Source organism: Burkholderia sp. BCC0097 (assembly GCF_902832985.1).
Taxonomy (GTDB): Bacteria; Pseudomonadota; Gammaproteobacteria; order Burkholderiales; family Burkholderiaceae; genus Burkholderia; species Burkholderia orbicola.
The window spans coordinates 608,726-625,603 of record NZ_CADFDM010000001.1 but is presented as its reverse complement, the minus strand read 5'-3'; the positions used below and the strand labels follow the sequence as shown (position 1 = coordinate 625,603).

At 68.1% G+C, this 16,878-nt stretch carries 14 protein-coding genes and 1 pseudogene; 3 read left to right on the top strand and 12 right to left on the bottom strand.

Annotation, left to right across the window (positions count from 1 at the left end; translation table 11 throughout):
- Window positions 1–5 precede the first annotated feature (5 nt).
- The 7 genes from HWX07_RS02755 to HWX07_RS02725 form a co-directional block, all read right to left on the bottom strand.
- Window positions 6–482 (bottom strand): hypothetical protein, encoded by a 477-nt coding sequence (locus tag HWX07_RS02755; protein ID WP_175875088.1) that lies wholly within the window; start codon window positions 480–482, stop codon window positions 6–8.
- A gap of 124 nt (window positions 483–606) precedes the next feature.
- On the bottom strand, window positions 607–819 hold the full coding sequence (locus HWX07_RS02750) for a hypothetical protein (protein WP_006480857.1): 213 nt from the start codon (window positions 817–819) through the stop codon (window positions 607–609).
- A 142-nt stretch (window positions 820–961) separates the two neighbouring features.
- Complete coding sequence (gene sctD, locus HWX07_RS02745; protein ID WP_175875087.1) at window positions 962–2,320, bottom strand: type III secretion system inner membrane ring subunit SctD; 1,359 nt, start codon at window positions 2,318–2,320, stop codon at window positions 962–964.
- Window positions 2,301–4,346: a type III secretion system outer membrane ring subunit SctC gene (sctC, locus tag HWX07_RS02740; protein WP_175875086.1), complete on the bottom strand. Its 2,046-nt coding sequence runs from the start codon at window positions 4,344–4,346 to the stop codon at window positions 2,301–2,303. Before sctC ends, sctD begins: the two co-directional genes overlap by 20 nt.
- Window positions 4,346–4,624, bottom strand: coding sequence for a type III secretion system export apparatus subunit SctS (gene sctS / locus HWX07_RS02735; protein WP_175875085.1), 279 nt, complete (start codon window positions 4,622–4,624; stop codon window positions 4,346–4,348). Before sctS ends, sctC begins: the two co-directional genes overlap by 1 nt.
- Window positions 4,621–6,840: a type III secretion system export apparatus subunit SctV gene (gene sctV, locus HWX07_RS02730; RefSeq protein ID WP_175875084.1), complete on the bottom strand. Its 2,220-nt coding sequence runs from the start codon at window positions 6,838–6,840 to the stop codon at window positions 4,621–4,623. The genes sctS and sctV overlap by 4 nt, the downstream gene beginning before the upstream one ends.
- A 250-nt stretch (window positions 6,841–7,090) precedes the next feature.
- Window positions 7,091–7,924 (bottom strand): autoinducer binding domain-containing protein, encoded by an 834-nt coding sequence (locus tag HWX07_RS02725; RefSeq protein ID WP_175875083.1) that lies wholly within the window; start codon window positions 7,922–7,924, stop codon window positions 7,091–7,093.
- A 283-nt stretch (window positions 7,925–8,207) separates the two neighbouring features.
- Between HWX07_RS02725 and HWX07_RS02720 the strand changes: the two genes are divergently transcribed.
- On the top strand, window positions 8,208–9,116 hold the full coding sequence (locus HWX07_RS02720; protein ID WP_011547292.1) for a LuxR family transcriptional regulator: 909 nt from the start codon (window positions 8,208–8,210) through the stop codon (window positions 9,114–9,116).
- Between the two features lie 130 nt (window positions 9,117–9,246).
- Here HWX07_RS02720 and HWX07_RS02715 read toward each other — a convergent pair whose 3' ends face one another.
- Window positions 9,247–10,893 carry an NRAMP family divalent metal transporter gene (locus HWX07_RS02715; protein WP_175875082.1) on the bottom strand — a complete coding sequence of 549 codons (1,647 nt, stop codon included), beginning with the start codon at window positions 10,891–10,893 and terminating at the stop codon, window positions 9,247–9,249.
- A 122-nt stretch (window positions 10,894–11,015) separates the two neighbouring features.
- A complete protein-coding gene (locus tag HWX07_RS02710; protein WP_164725537.1) occupies window positions 11,016–11,153 on the bottom strand; it encodes a hypothetical protein in 138 nt (45 codons plus the stop codon).
- 1,080 nt (window positions 11,154–12,233) lie between these two features.
- Between HWX07_RS02710 and HWX07_RS02705 the strand changes: the two genes are divergently transcribed.
- On the top strand, window positions 12,234–12,503 hold the full coding sequence (locus HWX07_RS02705) for a hypothetical protein (protein WP_175875081.1): 270 nt from the start codon (window positions 12,234–12,236) through the stop codon (window positions 12,501–12,503).
- A 90-nt stretch (window positions 12,504–12,593) separates the two neighbouring features.
- Window positions 12,594–14,081 carry a carbohydrate porin gene (locus HWX07_RS02700; RefSeq protein WP_175875080.1) on the top strand — a complete coding sequence of 496 codons (1,488 nt, stop codon included), beginning with the start codon at window positions 12,594–12,596 and terminating at the stop codon, window positions 14,079–14,081.
- 124 nt (window positions 14,082–14,205) lie between these two features.
- Here the strand turns inward: HWX07_RS02700 and treA are convergent, their stop codons facing one another.
- From treA to HWX07_RS02685, 3 genes and pseudogenes are all read right to left on the bottom strand, one after another.
- Entirely contained in the window at window positions 14,206–15,924 is a 1,719-nt protein-coding gene (gene treA / locus HWX07_RS02695; protein ID WP_175875079.1) for an alpha,alpha-trehalase TreA, read from the bottom strand.
- 136 nt (window positions 15,925–16,060) lie between these two features.
- Window positions 16,061–16,502: pseudogene (locus HWX07_RS02690) on the bottom strand (TetR/AcrR family transcriptional regulator).
- Between the two features lie 66 nt (window positions 16,503–16,568).
- Window positions 16,569–16,760 (bottom strand): hypothetical protein, encoded by a 192-nt coding sequence (locus HWX07_RS02685; protein WP_175875078.1) that lies wholly within the window; start codon window positions 16,758–16,760, stop codon window positions 16,569–16,571.
- Between the last annotated feature and the right edge of the window lie 118 nt (window positions 16,761–16,878).

Sequence of the window (16,878 nt, the reverse complement as noted above, 5' to 3'; positions counted from 1 at the left end):
GCGCTTCACTCCTGCGTCTTCAGCACCGTATGCGTGAAGCCGTTCGCCGCCTGCGCAACCGACAGGCTCAACTGGTATTCCGAAATCGTGGTGGTTGCCGTCCACTGGAAATCCATCGCCTTCACCATCGTCATCAGCGGGTCGCTGCGGCTGTCCGCCATCGACGTCAGCATCTCGCTGCGATGCTTGTCGATGTTCGCGTACCGCGAATCGAGATCGTTGCCGTACGTGCGCAACCGCTCGACGAGCGACGACTGGTTCGCCTGCGCGGGCGTCATCTGCACGGCCGGTGCCGCATCCGCCGGCGCGCGCGACATCGCGACGCCCGACGCAGACGGCGGGGCGGCCGCCGATGCGCCCGGCTGCATCAGCGCATCGAATTGGCGCACCTGCGCCGGATCGGACGTCGCGCCCGTTTGCTGCGCGGCACTCGCGAGCGCAGCCGCGCCCGGCGGCGCCGCGCCTACGCCTGTTACCGACATGATCGTGTCCTCCTTGTCCGGCAAAGCCGGAAACGGGCCGGCCGGCACGCACCTACGCCACGCCGAGCGCCCGTCACGGGCGGCCCCGGCATGCGACGTCGCGCGGCACGGCCGGCGACCGGCATCACGCGCGGCCGGCGGAACTCAGGTGTTGCGCAACCTGGGCGTTCGCCGTCCCTTCCTGCGCGGTCACTGCGTTGCTGGTTTCGAACGTCGCAGTCGATTGCTGAACCTGGAAGTTGATCTTGGTCAGTTCGAGCTGCGTCTTGGTCAGGTCGTCGGCCTGCTTCTGCACGTCGCCCGTGTTCGTCACACCACCTGCTGCCGAGGTACCCATGCTTCGCTCCTTTACGTGAACAACACACTCCACCTTCCGGCGGCGGCCCCATGCCCCGCCGGCGACGTGACGCGCCGCATGCGCGCGGCGTGTCCCGTAATGCGCGCATCGCGAAACGCGATGCGCTGATCCTGTCGCGCCCCTAGTGCGTCGCGCCCTTCGATACGCTGGCCGCCGCGACGGCCGGCGTCGCCGGCGCATCGGGCAACAGCGTCGGCCCCGGCACCGGCTGCGCGACGCCCGCCGCCGCGCCGCTCGCGAGCGGCGCCACGGGCGGCGCCGGCGCCTGTTCGGGCGCACGCGCCGACGGGCCGCCGAGCGGCATCGTGATGCGCTGGCCGTTGCGCTCGAACACCACTTCGTCCGGGCCGATCGACACGACGGTCGCGCCCTCCTTCAGCCGCGCGCCTTCGAAATAGCGGCTGCCGTCGACCGTCTCGATGTAGCGCTGATCGCCGTCGCCGGCGAACACGGTCGTGATCTCCGGAATGCCCGCCGTGCCGCCGAGCGTCGTCGCCGTGCGCGGCGCGGCCGCATCGGCATCGCGCACGTGGTCGACCACCTCGAGCGCCGGGCGCGCGTCCTTCATGTAATTGCGGATGCGCGGCTCGATCTGCGCGCGCGCGGCCGTGCCCGTCAACTCGATCCGGCCGCGGCCGAGATACGTGACCGTCAGCGCCGTATCGCTGAAATAGGTCTGCGCGGTCGCGACCAGATCGCTGACCACGTAGATGTTGCCGAGCGCCGCGTTGTCGACGCCCGCGACGATCTGCGCGACGCGCTCGCGCGCGGCCGGGTCGCTCACATAGCCCGACACGATCACGCCGTCGTCGCGCGGCGCGACCGCCAGCTCCGGATACGCATGCAGCAGTTGCTGCAGCCGGTGCGTGCGCGCGAGCACCGATTCGTGCTGCCACGGCAGCCGCCCCGACCACGCGACGAAGCCGTAGCCGAGCGCGCCGAGCAGCACGCCGATCCACAACGCGACCAGCGCGATCACGAGCCGCCGGCTGCCCAGCCGCCGCAGGCCGCCGGTGAGCCAGCCGAGCCACGCCGCTTCGCGCGCGGCGTCCGGCGTATCGGTTTCGTCGGGCACCGCGACGCTCGCCTGCGCATGCCGCGCGATACCGAGCCGGATCGAGCCGACCGTCACGACGTCGTTCGGCGTCAGCGAGCGGCGACCGCTGCCGAGCGGCTCGTCGTTGAACAGCACCGGCGCGCCGGCGTCGCCGCCGTGGTTCTGCACCGTCACCGCAAGCGCGCCGACCTGCAGGCACACCTGTTTCGCGCCGATCTCGCGATCGGGCAGGATCACTTCGCAGTCGGCCGCCGTGCCGACCCAGTTCGCGCCGCGCGCGAGCGACATCGTGCGGCCGTACATCGGCCCGCTCAGGAAGCACAGGTTCCACGGCGACGCGAGCGCGGCCGAGCCGGCCCCCGCGCTTCCCGCGCCGCCGGGCAATGCGCCGTCGCCGTGCGGATCAATGATGCTCGTCGACATGGGCGGGGGCTCCTGCGGTCGTCGCCACCGGCTGCGACGCCGCATCCAACGGCTGCGCCGGCAACGCGGGCGGACCGAACTTCGTGCCGGGCAGTGGCTTCGGCGTCAGCGGCACCGCGACGTCGTTGTCGGGCGGCCGATACATCGACATCCCTTCCTGGCTCGCCGGCCCATCGAGGCCCGGGTTCACGGGCGAGCCGTCCGGCGCGTACATCGACGCGCTGGTCACGACCCGCGGCGTCAGCAGGTAGAACCGCTCCATGTGGTTGCCCGACTTGTCGGTGTACTTGAACAGGTTGCCGATCAGCGGGATGTCGGACAGCCAGGGCACGCCGCTCTTGTTCAGCTTCACCTCGTCGTCGTTGAAACCGGCGATCAGGAGGCTCTTGCCTTCGTCGATCATCGTCTTGGTGACGATGTTGCGCTGCTGGATCACCGGCACGTTCGACACGGCCTGCCCCGGCACGATGTTGCCGTCCTGGATGTCGATCGACATCATCACGCTCTGCGGATTGCCGGACACGGCCGCCGCGTTGCGGATCGCCTCGTCGACGATCATCGGCGTCACCTTGATGCTGGTGCCGGTCGTCACGCTGTACAGCGACGAATCCTGATAGCCCGGCACCTGCACGTAGAACTGCGTGAGGTTCTCGAGAATCGCCTCGGTGTTGTCGAGCGCGAGCACCTTCGGCTTCGATCGCAGTTGCGCCTGGCCTTTCTGCGCGAGCGCGTTCACGCGCGTGAGCAGGTAGTTGCGCAGCGACCCGCCGATCGATGCGGTCAGCGCGATGCCGGTCGGCATGAAGGTGCCCGTCTGCCCGGTTTCCGACGTGCCGATGCCGAACGTCAGCGGCGGGTTGCCGGCGCCGTTGTACTGCGTGTTGCCGTTCAGCGCGTTCTGGCCGTTGCCGATCTGCACGTCGCCGTGCGTCGTGTGCAGGCGCCAGTCGATCCCGAGGCTGTCGAGCGAATCCTCGTTGATGTCGATGATCGTCACGTTGATCTCGACGATGCGCGGCCGCTCGTCGAGCTGGCCGATCAGCGACTGGTAGCGGTACATGTTCTCCGGCAGGTCGCGCACGATCACCGCGTTGATCGCCGGATCGGCGACGATCTGCGGCAGCGTGTCGCCGCCGCCGGTGTTCGAGAACGGCGAGAAGCCGCCGCCCATGCCGCTGTCCGCGCCGCCATAACCGCCCTGCCGCGGGCCGCCGGAAATGTCGGGAAAGTCGAGCCGCGGCACCGCGATCGTCAGCCCCGAGCCGAGCTTCACCTGGCGCGCGGCCTGCCCGAGCGGCGTGCTCGACGGCGCCGCGGTCGTGCCGCCGCCCTTGCCGAACAGCCGGCGCAGGATCGTCGCGACGCCCGGCACCGTCACTTCCTTGCCCGAGCGGTTGATCGTGAAGTCCGACGCCCAGCCGTATTTCAGCCGGAACGCGCGGATGTCCGCATGCGCGCCGTTCGCCGACGGATCGCCGACCGAGCCGACCGCCTGCCGCACGAGTTCGACGTAGCGGCGCGGGCCGGCCACGTACACGCTGTTCGCGCGATCGTTGATCACCAGCGTGTAGCGCTTGTCCGGAATCTGCATCGCCTGCAGCGCGCGGCCGATTTCACCCGATGCATTCGGCGGGATCGGGATCATCTGCGTCTGCGACTGGTCGGCCGGATCGACATACAGGAACGAGCCGTCGTAGTACCACGTGAGCCCGTAGGTGGAACAGATCGTGTCGAGCGTCTGCTGCGGCGTGCCGGAGAAGCGGCCGCTGATCACGCCGTCGACCTTCGGGTCGACCACCGCCGTCACGCCCTGCGACGACGCGAGCTCGCGAATGAAGTCGCCGATCTTCTTGCCGTTCGCGACGATCGTGAACGGCTTGTTGCGCCAGCGCAGGTCCGCGGCGCGCGCATGCTGCGCGGGCGCCATGCACAGCGACGCCGTGAGCAGCGCGGTCGCGCACACGGCAAGCGCGGCCCGTTGCAGGCTGCGCGGTTGAAACCGGATCGAGGCGACGCGTCGACGCATCAAAGAACTCCTGTGGAAGAAACGAACATGCGTTCCAGCGCCTGCTGCGCGAAGCGCAGCACTTCGCCGCCGAGCCAGCCCGACAGCAGCACGAGCGCGACCATCACGGCGATCAGCCGCACCGCGATGCCGATGTTGGCGTCCTGCACCTGCGTGACGGCCTGCAGGATCGCGACGACGAGGCCCGTGACGGTCGCGATCAGCACGATCGGCAGCGACAGCAGCAGCACGAGCGTCAGCGCCTGGCGCGTCAGGTCGAGGATCGTCGAGCTCGTCATTGCACGACTCCCGGCGCGCGCACGTCGGCGCCCGCGCCGACCGTGCCGTCGTCCGGCGGGTTCTTCACCCAGCCGACCGTATGCAACTGCACGTCCTCCTCGACTTCCTGGTACGACAGCACCGCGAGTTCGGGCAGCACCGGCTGCAGGATCGTCTTCACGTAGCGGCGCGCGCCGAGCGCGACCATCACCGCGAGCCGCGCGCCACCGTGCGCGCCACCCTGCGCGTTGCCGTGGCCGCCGGGGCCGGCCGACTGCGCGGCCTGCACGATCGCGCGCACCTGTTCGCCGATGTCCTGCTTGACCGCGCTCGACAGCGCGAGGAAATTGCCCTGCTTCGTGCGCATCACCGCGCGCTCGATCCGCTCCTGCAGGTTCTGCTCGAACAGCACGACCCGCAGCTGGCGCGCCGTGCCCGCATGGCGATCGGTGATCATCCGGCGCAGGTCGACGCGCACGAGCTCGACCAGCGCGATCACGTCGTCGGGCTCGTTCGGCGCCCACGTGATCAGGCTCTCGAAAATCACGCGCAGATTGCGGATCGGCACCTGCTCGGCGAGCAGCCGGCGCAGCACTTCGGTCACGCGCTGCAGCGGCACGAGCCGCGTCAGTTCGCCCACCAGCTCCGGATGGTCGCGGCGCACCAGATGCACGAGCGCCTGCGTCTCCTGGATGCCGAGCAGCTCGTCCGCATGCTGGCGCACGATCTGCTCGACGTGCGCGGCCAGCGCGCTCTCGCTCGACAGCCACTTGCCGTCCGGCGCCGCGCCGTCGGGCTTGATCCACAGCGCGGTCGCGAACGGGCCGAACGCCTCGGCCGGCTGGCGCTCCGCGCGCTCCGGCAACGGCGCGACGCCGTCCCACAGCAGCCAGCCCGGCTTCAGCGCGCCGTGCGCGACGAGCACGTCCTGCAGATAGATCCGGTACGTGCCGGCCGGCGCGCCCTCGTCGTCGTTCAGCGTGATGCGCGGGAATACCGTGCCGATGTCCGCGTCGACGCGCGCCTTCGCGCTCGACAGCGCCGCCTGCAGTTGCGCGAGGTTCAGACCCGTGCGCAGGTCGTCGGACAGCGACACCGCGATCAGCGACGTGACGCCCGCCGCGTGCGATACCTTCGCGGGCTGGCCGTCGTCGGCCGCGCCGACCCGCCCCGCGACATGGATCAGGTTGAAGCTCGGCGCTGACGTCTTGCGCTTCAGTTGCGAGAACGCGAAGGCGCCGAGGCCGAACGCGATCAGCGCGAACGACCATTTCGGAAAACCGGGCACGACGAGAAAACCGCTCAGCACGAACGCCGCGATCAGCAGCGCGCGCGGATGCGCGCCCAGTTGCTCGCCGAGCTGCTCGCCGAGCTGGCGTTGCCGCGCATCGCGCGTCGCGACGCGCGTCGTCACGATGCCGGCCGCGATCGATACCAGCAGCGACGGAATCTGCGACGCCATCCCGTCGCCGACCGTCAGGATCGCGTAACGCTGCAGCGCCTCGCCGATGTCCATTCCGTGCATCAGCGTGCCGACCGCGATCCCCGCGACGATGTTGATGAACGCGATCACGAGGCCCGCGATCGCGTCGCCCTTCACGAACTTCATCGCGCCGTCCATCGCGCCGTGCATCTGCGATTCCTGCTCGAGCTTCTCGCGCCGCTCGCGCGCCTCGTCGGCGCTGATGATGCCGGCGCGCAGGTCCGCGTCGATGCTCATCTGCTTGCCCGGCATCGCATCGAGCGAGAAACGCGCGCCGACTTCGGCCACCCGCTCCGACCCTTTCGCGATCACGATGAACTGCACGACCGCGATCACGAGGAACACCACCCCGCCCACCACCACGTTGTTGCCGACCACCAGCCGCCCGAACGCGTCGATCACGTGGCCGGCGTTCGCATGCAGCAGGATCAGCTTGCACGACGCGATGTTCAGCGCGAGCCGGAACAGCGTCGTGAACAGCAGCAGCGCGGGAAACGACGAGAAGCTGACCGCCGACGGCACGTAGGTCGACACCGTCAGCAGCACGACGCTCGCCGCGAGATTCAGCGAGATCATCCCGTCGAGCGCGGCCTGCGGCAGCGGCAGGATGAACAGCGCGACGACCGCGACGATGAAGGCCGCGAGAAACAGGTCGGCGCGCGGCGACGCGCCCCCGAGGCGCCGTCCGGACACGCCGCGGCCGGCGGAAAACAACCGCTGCCAGTCGCGGGGGAGCGCCTTCGGTTCAGCCATCGTGCCGTCGTCCTGTCGTTATCGCCGGCTGGCACGGGCAACCCTGCCCCATGCCGCGCGGACCGTTGAATGGGACGAGTGTAGCGACGGGAAACCGCGGAAAAAGAAGCGCGCCTCGTAGCGTGAAAGCGCGTTTTCCTCAGACGATCGAATCGGACTACGAAACCCGGCGGCCACTTCGGGCACGCGCCGCCGGAACCGCTTCCATCGCGCGCCGGGGCGCCGGCGCGCGCCTGCGGCAAACGTCAGCTCAGGACGGCAGCCGCCGCGCGGCGAGGTACGCGAGCTGCGCGCGGTTCTGCACGTTGAACAGCTTTTCCAGCGAGCGGATGTGGTGCCCGACCTTGTGCAGCGACGTGCGCAGCGCGCTCGCGATCTCCTGGTCGGACAGCCCGTGCACGAGCCGGTCGAGCACTTCCTGCTGCTCGTCGCCGAGCGCGAAGCCGCGCATGCGCGCGACCCGCGCCTCGAGGAACGGCAGCGCGACGCGATGCACGGCAAGACTGACCGACAGCGCCCCGCCGATCACGCGATCGTCGATCCATTCGGTGCCGTGCGTTTCCGACGTCAGGTTCACCGCGACGCGCAGGTCGAGCCGCGGCGCCGACAGGCTGAAGATCACGCCGCTGTTCATTGCGTGCGCCCGCAAGTGGCCGGCCAGCGCCAGCACCTTGCGATCGCCGCTGCCCTGCGCGGCCGCCTCGATCTCGTCGAGCCTCCATGCGACCGGAAAGCCGCTCTGCCGCACCTGCGCGAAACGCGGGTCGCTGTCGTACAGCATCCCTTCGATGAACGGCTGCATGAACGTCGCCGGCGCGAGGTCGCGCAGCAGATGCGCGCGCAGAATGCGCCGCCCGATCATTTCGTAGGCGCCGTAACCGAGCGTACTGAATCCGATTTGCCGCAATCGCGCATGGCATTGCGAGAAATCGAATGACGCAAGGTCGGTTTTACCGGGCGCTATTTGAATACCGGTAAAAACGTCACGCTCGATTGCGTGATATTCGTTCGAATAAGCGGCAGCGGCCGCTATATCGGCTTGTGAGAACCACTCGACGCGTGGTGTGCCGTCAGCATATGTCATGAGGAGCCCGCCCTTTCCCAATATGTGAAACTGCGCCCCGTCACGATCTGGTCTTTTCTTTATGATTTTCTGGTCGTCGTTATATGCACACGAACATGAAACTTTCGCCGCGATTAGTATTACGGCATATTACCCACACACCGACATTTTTGTACAATGCCCCCGCGTTTCGTCAGGGATGACGATCGGCGCATATCACAACGATGCTCGGTCGCACCGCCGCGAATGCCGTACACGATACGGCCGCCGCCAGGCGATGCGCGTCGATTCCGAGGGATGGCTCATGTCCGATATTGCATTGCATGAAGAAGCGGTCGCCCCAACCACCTTGCCGCGCGCGTCGCGCGGATTGAACGCATGCGCGGACGCGCTGCGCGAGCGCCCCGTGCAGGTCGTCTGGTGCGACGACGTGAAGCGCGGCGACGACGCGCAGCCGCACGCACCGAAGCTCGGCGTCGCCGATACGCTCGCGCACGCGCAGAGCACGGCCGAGCGCAACCGGATCGTCACGAGCCTGCTGCATCTGACAGGCTTCTCGACGTTCGCGTACTTCGCACTCGAATTCGCGCGCGAGCGCGTCGAAAGCCTCTACCTGCACGAAGCGTTCACGCCGGCCACCTATCGCGGCGACTACGTGCGGCACAACCATCACGACGTCGATCCGCGCACGCTCGGCGCGCGCGTGTGCAACATGCCGATCGTGTGGGACCTGCAGCAATTGCGCCGCGAACACCGCGAGCGCGACGACGCGCCGTCCGTGAGCCCGGCCGCGCTCGACGGCTTCCTGCAGACGATGCAGGACGACGGGATGTGCAGCGGCATCATGTATTCGATGGCCGTGCCCGGCACGCGGCTGCACGCGTTCATGAGCTTCACCGCGCCGCGCCGCACGCGCGAATGGATCACGCCGGCGACGATCGAGCAGGCGCTGTCGATCGGACTGTCGGTCCACAAGTTCGCATCGCCGCAACTGATCTCGACGTCGCGCGAACGCGCGGTGAACGGGCTCACGCCGTTCGAGCAGGAACTGCTGCTCGGCATCGCCGAAGGGGCGTCCGACAAGGAGATCGGCCGGCGCCTCGACACCAGCGCGCACAACGTCGACTATCACCTGCGCAAGCTGCGCAAGCGCTTCGGCGTCGCGAACCGGATCCAGCTCACGTACCTGACGTCGAAGCTCGAGCTGATCTGACGCGCGGGCGGCGGCGCGGCGCAGTTTCGTTTCGCCGATCGCGTAAACGCACATGCCGGCCTCGCGGGCCGGCATGTTTCGGTTGCGGCGCGGCGCCGGACCGGCGCCGCTTCCTCGCAGACGATCGCCGTTACTTCAGCAGCGTCATCTGCACGACCTTCACGATCACGAGCCCGACCGCGATCACCAGATAGCCACGCAACACGGCCATCCAGATCCGCGTCGCGAGCGTCATGTTCTGCGGCTCGAGCGTATCGAGCGGCGGCATGCGCCACGAGTCGCGCAGCGAGCGGTCGATGCCCGGCTCGACGACGCGCTTGTTGCGGCGAATCAACACCGTCGCCAGATAGCCGGCGATCGCGAGCACGGTGCCGCCCACCAGCACGTCGACGATCGCCTCCCCGCTGATATCCGGATACATCACCGATGCGGTCAGGATGATCGACAGCAGCACCAGCACCCAGATCACCGCGCCCGTGAACACGTTGAGCTTCGTCGAGTTGACCCAGGGCCCCAGCACCTGGCGGTCGTTGCACAGCACGAGCAGGAACACCGTCGCGCTCGGCAGCAGCACGCCGGCCAGCGTCTGCACGGCTTCGGTCAGCAGGCCGAGCGGGCTGCCCGGGATCAGCACGAGCGTGGCCGCGGCCGCGACGATACCGAAATAGACGAGATAGAAGCCCTTCGCGTCGGTCACGCCGCGGTGCAGCGAGTGGCGGATCTTGAACACGTCGCCGATCGCGTACGCGGTCGACAGCGACACGGCCGCCGCGCCGATGATGCACGCGTCGAGCAGCGCGATCGCGAAGAGCGTCGCGCTCGTGCGGCCCGCATACTTCTCGAGGCCGGCGATGATGCCGCCCGCGTCGGTGAAGTTGCCGGCTTCCGGATGGCCGCTGAACAACGCCGAGCTGAAGCCGATCATCGCGACCGCGCCGACCAGCACGAACGCGATGCCGATCCACAGGTCGGCCTTTTCATATTTCATGAAGCGCGGCGTGATGCGCTTGTCGATCACGTAGCTCTGCTGGAAGAACAATTGCCATGGCGCGACCGTCGTGCCGACGATACCGATCACGAGCAGCATCACGTCCGACAGCTTCGCGTGCGCGGGCCAGTTCGGCACGAAGAAGTCGCGCGTCATCTGCGCGACGGGCGGGTGGATCGACACGAGCACCGGCACGAGCAGCAGGCTCATCACGCACAGGCCGATCGCGAACCGCTCGAAGCGCCGGAAATCGCCGGTACTCACCGCCGCCATCGTCAGCGCGGCGGCCACGCACACGCCGGCCACCTTCGGCAATCCGAAGAAATCCAGCACGAACGTGATGCCGATGAACTCGGTGACGATGGTCAGCGCGTTGAGCAGGAACAGGTCGATCACGCTGAACGCGCCCCAGAACTTGCCGAAGCGTTCGAAGATCAGGCGCGCATGGCCGACGCCCGTGACCGCGCCGAGGCGCAGCACCATTTCCTGGTTCACGTACAGCACGGGCACCAGCAGCAGCAGCGTCCACAGCAGCGTCGTGCCGTAGTTCTGGCCGGCCTGCGTATAGGTGCCGAATGCGCCGGCGTCGTTGTCGCCGACCATCACGATCAACCCCGGGCCGATGATCGCGAGCAGCGTGCGCAGGCGCGCCCACCACGTGCCGCGTGCGCCGGTGTCGTGGTGCGAGATCGTGCCGAGCGCGCCGCGGATGTCGCCCAGGTGGGCGTCGTCGAGCACGGCGCTGCGTTCGGCCGCGATCGGTGGAGAGACGTTGGAGGGCGTGGACATGATGTGTTCCATACGGCTAAGGGTTATGCGATTCGATGAGCGGGTGGCCTTGGAATGCGCACGGGACGGCCGCTCGAAGGCGGGCGCGCGTGCGCATGCCGAGGCGCGCTCGGCGCTTCTTTTCAGTGGATCAACGCTTTCAGCTGGTTCAACAGGCGGGAGAACACCCGCGGACGGGCGTCGAGCGTCAGCATCGCGTCGTAGTGTTGGCGCGATTCCGTGACGTGCGGAAAGTTCGACAGCAGAAGGCCGAAGTTCATGGTCTGGCTCCGTGCGGCGACGGCAGCGTGCCGGCCGCGTGGTGGGCGCGGGGCTAGCCAGGGGCCTGAACGACGTGTCAGGCTAATCGGCCGGCGTGTCCCCGCGACCCGGGTTCAAAAGGGTCTGCGTATGCAACGGGCATAAGGGACAACTGTCACTGTCGTTCATGGCGGCTCCTGTGCGGTGTTCCGGGGAACACGGTTGACCGCCGTCCGGCGTGCGGGCCTGCATTCGCGCGCCCGGAGAACGGATGCGCGAACGCGGCCGCCAGCCAGGCGGCGGTGAAACCGGGCAACGCATGCGAAAACGCATCACGCTAACCGGCGCGAATCAGGGTGCACGTAGGGAGTTGCTGCGGAAATACTGCTGCGCGCACCGTTTGCCCGGGAGACAAACGGCGGCTTCGATGAGGCGCGGACGTCGGTCGCTCAGGCGGAAATTTCGTTCGAAGATCGACTACTGCAGGCGTCCAAGGCGGCGGCCCCAAGAGTGAAGATGGCGGATTCTATGGACCGCCCGAAAGTGAAGTCAACCCCTCCCAACCCCATTTTTCGAAATAAATTTCCCGCCTGACGCGACTGAAAGATTTGCCCTTGAAATAACGCTCTGAAACCTTTCAGCGCCGTCATGACACCACCCCGCGCCGATGCGTGCGAGCAACGGCCCGCCACGCTGCCGCCCTGCCTTTTCACGCTCGCCGGGCGGCCGCGCGGCGGCCCCGCTCCGCTGCGACGCGCCCACCACACAGCGCATTTTTCGTGCGTTTTTTACTTGCGCCGCAGCAAAACTCGCGACTACAATCCGCCCCAATTCATCAAGGGAGTCCCTCCGTGGACACATGCTCTAGTTGCAGTTCGATGCCGGTCCAGGCCGGCCACGCCATCGCGAGATAGCAGCCAGACGCATGTCTTTCGCCGCTAGCTCGCATTCGTCGGGTTAGCGCGCTTCCTCCGGGCCGGCCATCGCCGGTTCGTCAGTCGCACGCTCCGTTATGTTTCACCCTCCGATCGCAGGCCGCGTGATGCCCCTGCGCTCGATCACGTCGTCCGGCGTCCGCCGGGCGGGACGGAGGCAGCGTCATGTTCTTTCAATCGTTCGCGGTCAGACTCAAGCGCATCGTGCACGTCGTGTGCGACCGCTCGTTCGTTTCCGGCCTTTCGCCGCTCGCCCATGCGTTCGGTAACTGGCGCGGCTTCGCGCTCGCCCATGTGCCGGCAGCGCCCCGCCTGCTCGATTGCGTGCTGTTCGTCGCGACGGCGGCCGCGCTCGCGCTCGTCGCGCTGCTGTGCGCGGTCGCGCCACGCGTCGGCTTTGCGCAGGTGTGGCGCGTCGGCGGCTGGCTGCCGTAAGCCCTGCTCCGTGTGGGCCGTCTCGCCACGCGTCCCGCATTCCGTTCCCGTTTCCTCAGCCTAACTAATCAAACTGCCAACGGAACCTACATGAAGAATCATCTCGAACCCGTCCCGCGCAAGCTTCGCGTCGATGCGCTCGCCACGCTGCTGCTGTCGCTCGCCGCCACAACCGCATTCGCGCAGGCGTCATCTCCCGCCGCAGCCGAACCGGCAGCCGGCGCGAGCGATGCCGCCGCCTCCGCACAACAGGCCGCTGATGCTGCCGCGCCCACGCCCACCGGCTTGTGGGAGCGTTCGAACCTGCTCGGCAACATGGGCGGCCTGCGCGACCTGCTCGACGAGCACGGCGTCACGCTGAGCCTGCAGGAAACCAGCGAATACCTGTACAACACGTCCGGCGGCACGGGTCGCGGCGGCGCGTACCAGGGGCTCACGCAATTCGGCTTCAACGTCGACACCGGCAAGGCGATCGGCCTGGCGGGCGGCACGTTCAACGTGTCGGGGCTGCAGATTCACGGCACCAACGTTACGCAGCGCTACCTGCAGACGCTGCAGACCGCGACCGGCATCGAGGCCAATTCGACCACGCGCCTGTGGGAGCTCTGGTACCAGCAGTCGCTGCTCGACGGCAAGGTCGACGTGAAAGTCGGCCAGCAGAGCGTCGATCAGGAATTCATGGTGAGCCAGAACGCGGCGACGTTCATGAACGCGACGTTCGGCTGGCCCGTGCTGCCGTCCACCGATCTGCCGTCCGGCGGCCCCGCGTATCCGCTGTCGTCGCTCGGCGTGCGGCTGCGCGTGAAGCCGGCCGACGCATGGACCGCGATGGTCGGCGTGTTCGACGGCAACCCGGCCGGTCGCAGCGACGGCGACGCGCAGGTGCTGAACGCGCACGGCACCAATTTCAACCTGCGCAGCGGCGCATTCGTGATCGGCGAAGTGCAGTACGCGCTGAACGCGCCGCCGGCCGACCCGAAGGCCCCGCAGCCGGCCGGCCTGCCCGGCACCTACAAGCTCGGCTTCTGGTATCACTCCCAGCATGCGAACGATCCGCGCTACGGCACCGACGGGTTGTCGCTCGCCGATCCGGCCAGCAACGGCACGCCCGCCACGCATCGCGGCAACTACGGCTTCTATGCGGTCGCGGACCAGATGGTGTGGCGGCCGGCCGCCGACAGCCCGCGCTCGGTCGGCGTGTTCGCGCGCGTGATGGGTTCGCCGGGCGACCGCAATCTCGTCGATTTCGCTGCCAACGCGGGCGTGACGCTGAAGGCCCCGTTCGTCGGGCGCGACGACGACGTCGCCGGCATCGCGGTCGGCTACGCGAAGATCGGTTCGCATGCGCGCGGCCTCGATGGCGACACCGGCGCGTACACGACGCCCGGCTATCCGGTGCGCCGCGCGGAGACGGTCATCGAGGCGACCTACCAGTACCAGGTCGCGCCGTGGTGGCAGGTGCAGGCCGACCTGCAGCACTTCTTCCGTCCGGGCGGCGGCATCCCGAACCCGAACGCGGCCGGCGCGCGCATCGGCGACGAAACGGTGGTCGGCGTGCGCACGACGATCACGTTCTGATGCCAGCCGCGTAAAGACGCGGGCCGGACGGTCGCTTGCGCGACGGTCCGGCCCATGCGGTGGCTTGCCGTGCGGGCACGCGGCCCGTCGCGTGCCTTACGCGGCGTGCCTTATTCGCCGTGCATTACTCGCCGTACAGCCCGAGCAGCTTCAGCGTGACGCCGTTGGTCCAGCCGAAGCCGTCCTGCAACGGATATTCCCCGCCCCCACCGCCGCCCGTCCCGGTGCCCTCGACCACGTACTTCTCGACGAGCTTGCCTTCGGTCGCATATACGTGCTTCACGTCGGACAGGAAACGCGTGCCGATGTCCTTCGCGAGCGCCGGTTCGCCGTAACGGCGCAGCCCGTCGATCGCGATCCACTGCAGCGGCGCCCAACCGTTCGGCGCATCCCATTGCTGGCCCGTGTTCTCGGTCGTCGTCGCGAGGCCGCCCGGCTGCAGCAGCGTCTTGCGCACTTCGCGCGCGGTCGCCTTCGCACGCTCCGGCCACGCGACGCCCGCGAACAGCGGATACAGCGCGGCGGCCGTCACGGCGTCGCGCGGCTTGCGCAACTGCCAGTCGTAGTCGCCGTAATAGCCGCGACGGTTCCACAGGTAGTGATTGATCGCGGCCGCACGCTTGCCCGCGCGTGCTGAAAAATCGGCCACGCACGCGATGTCACGCGTGAGCGCGCAGCCCTTCACGATCGTCGTCTCGAGATGAAACATCAGGCTGTTCAGGTCGACCGGCACGATCGACGTCGTGCGGATCGTCGCGAGCGTCTTGCCGTCGCCGAACCACCGCGAGCTGTAGTCCCAACCGCTTTCGGCACCCGCGCGCAGGTCGCGGTACACCTCGTTCGCGGGACGGGACGGCACCGACTTCGCGGTCGTCACGTCCTCGAGATACGACTCGTCGCGCGGCGTGTCGCGCGCATCCCAGTAGCGGTTCAGCACGGCGCCGTCGGGCATCGCGACCACGTGGCGCGCCGCCTGCCCGCGCGGCGTCGTGGTTTCGCCCTGCATCCAGTACGCATGCTCCTTGCGCAGCGCCGGCAGGTATTTCTGGTAGACCTTGTCGCCTTCGACCTGCGCGGCGAGCGTGACCATGTACGCGAAGAACGGCGGCTGCGAGCGGCTCGCGTAGTACGTGCGGTTGCCGTTCGGGATGTGCCCGACCGTATCGATCAGGTAGGCGAAGTTGTCGAGCATGTCGTCCACGAGATCCTCGCGCCCCGACACCTGCAGCCCGAGCATCGTGAAATAGGTATCCCAGTAGTAGCCTTCGCGGAAGCGGCCGCCCGGCACGACGTACGGCTTCGGCAGCGGAATCAGCGAACTGTACGGAGGGGCCGTGGTGCTCGTGCGCGTGAGCTGCGGCCACAGCCAGTCGATGTGCTCGCGCAGCGTCTGGTTCGGCGGCGGCGTCACGCCGCCTGCCGGAGGCGGCGTGAAATGCTGGTCGACGAACGCCTTCAGCGAGAAGCCCGGCTGCGATTTCTGTTGCTGATACAACTGCACGATCGTCGCGGGATCGGTATCGGGCGTGGCGTCGACGAAGGTCTTCTGGTCGGGATAGAGCTGCGCGGTCTGCACCGCGACGAACAGGTCGCCGTAGAGCTGGCTCGGCGGTGGCAACAGCGTGCCCGACGCGGGAGCCGGCGCGGCTGCGGTGGTGGCCGGCAGCGCGGACTGGCTGGCCGCTTGCGCGGCGGCCTGGTTCGCATTGTCGGCCTGCGCGGCGCAGCCGGCGACGGCGAGATAGGCGATGGCCAGTGCGGCGGCCCAGCGCAGACGCGGCGCGGGCGGTGACTGACGCGACGGGAAGCGAGATGCAAGCGGTGCGGCACGACGTGACGTCATGGCGTGTCCCCTCCTTTCGTTGGTGAGTGGATCGGCACGAGGTCTCGTTCGCGCGCGCGTTCGTCTCGATGGCCTTCGATCGATACGCGTCATGTTGTGGTGCGAGTGGGTCCGACTGTCGCACGAAACATGCATGTCAAGCAAGTTTCGATTCGCGCGACTCCCGGAGATAACCGCGCACCGCCCGCCACGCACGCGCTTCGAGCGCGTCCGCATCGGTTTCGCCGCGCACGCCCGCCGCATCGACGATGCCTTTCACGATCGCGAGCAGATCGTGCGCGACGACGTCGGGCGCGGCGACGCGTGGCGCATCGCGCGCCCCGAGCGCATGCAGCAAGGTTGCGTGGATGCGACCCGCGCGGTGCGCGCACCGCGCGGCAACCGCGCTTCCTTGAAATCGATCAGCCGCGCGCCGCGACCGCGTTCGCCGCGACCGCGTTCGTCGTGTAACCGGCGAAGCCGTCGCGCTCCAGAATGCGGGCGGCCGCCTCGACGATCGCATCGACCGTGGCCACCGAACGGCGCTGGCGCGGCGCCTTGCGCGGCGAAAGCGGCATGCGCGAAGACGAATCGGACATGGTGGAAAGGTGCATTCGCTCGAATATGAGCAGGTGCTCACATTTTAGGAACGCACCGCCACTCCGTCAAAAGGAGTCAACCTGACCGCCCCCGCTGCAACGCCGCTTGCCGTGTTCGCGCACGATCACCACCGGGACGAACGGGTAGCCGGCGCGCTGCGCGACGCGTCGATCCGCGATCGCCGCGCCGACTTCCTGGCGCAGCCGGAGAGCGCGCACACGTTCCGCCACGGCAACGCCGCGCGGTTCGTCGGCCACGTGGAGGCCACACGCACGAGCAGCCCGTCGACCGCATGGACGCAGTCGTTCTTTCCGCGCCCCCCACCGGAAAGGACGACTGTTGCAACATGCGGAACAACTGTTGTCGTACGTGACG

Coding starts and splice junctions, on each gene's coding strand:
- HWX07_RS02755 (WP_175875088.1), bottom strand. CDS start 482: ATGTCGGTAACAGGCGTAGGCGCGGCGCCGCCGGGCGCGGCTGCGCTC.
- HWX07_RS02750 (WP_006480857.1), bottom strand. CDS start 819: ATGGGTACCTCGGCAGCAGGTGGTGTGACGAACACGGGCGACGTGCAG.
- sctD (WP_175875087.1), bottom strand. CDS start 2,320: ATGTCGACGAGCATCATTGATCCGCACGGCGACGGCGCATTGCCCGGC.
- sctC (WP_175875086.1), bottom strand. CDS start 4,346: ATGCGTCGACGCGTCGCCTCGATCCGGTTTCAACCGCGCAGCCTGCAA.
- sctS (WP_175875085.1), bottom strand. CDS start 4,624: ATGACGAGCTCGACGATCCTCGACCTGACGCGCCAGGCGCTGACGCTC.
- sctV (WP_175875084.1), bottom strand. CDS start 6,840: ATGGCTGAACCGAAGGCGCTCCCCCGCGACTGGCAGCGGTTGTTTTCC.
- HWX07_RS02725 (WP_175875083.1), bottom strand. CDS start 7,924: ATGACATATGCTGACGGCACACCACGCGTCGAGTGGTTCTCACAAGCC.
- HWX07_RS02720 (WP_011547292.1), top strand. CDS start 8,208: ATGTCCGATATTGCATTGCATGAAGAAGCGGTCGCCCCAACCACCTTG.
- HWX07_RS02715 (WP_175875082.1), bottom strand. CDS start 10,893: ATGTCCACGCCCTCCAACGTCTCTCCACCGATCGCGGCCGAACGCAGC.
- HWX07_RS02710 (WP_164725537.1), bottom strand. CDS start 11,153: ATGAACTTCGGCCTTCTGCTGTCGAACTTTCCGCACGTCACGGAATCG.
- HWX07_RS02705 (WP_175875081.1), top strand. CDS start 12,234: ATGTTCTTTCAATCGTTCGCGGTCAGACTCAAGCGCATCGTGCACGTC.
- HWX07_RS02700 (WP_175875080.1), top strand. CDS start 12,594: ATGAAGAATCATCTCGAACCCGTCCCGCGCAAGCTTCGCGTCGATGCG.
- treA (WP_175875079.1), bottom strand. CDS start 15,924: ATGACGTCACGTCGTGCCGCACCGCTTGCATCTCGCTTCCCGTCGCGT.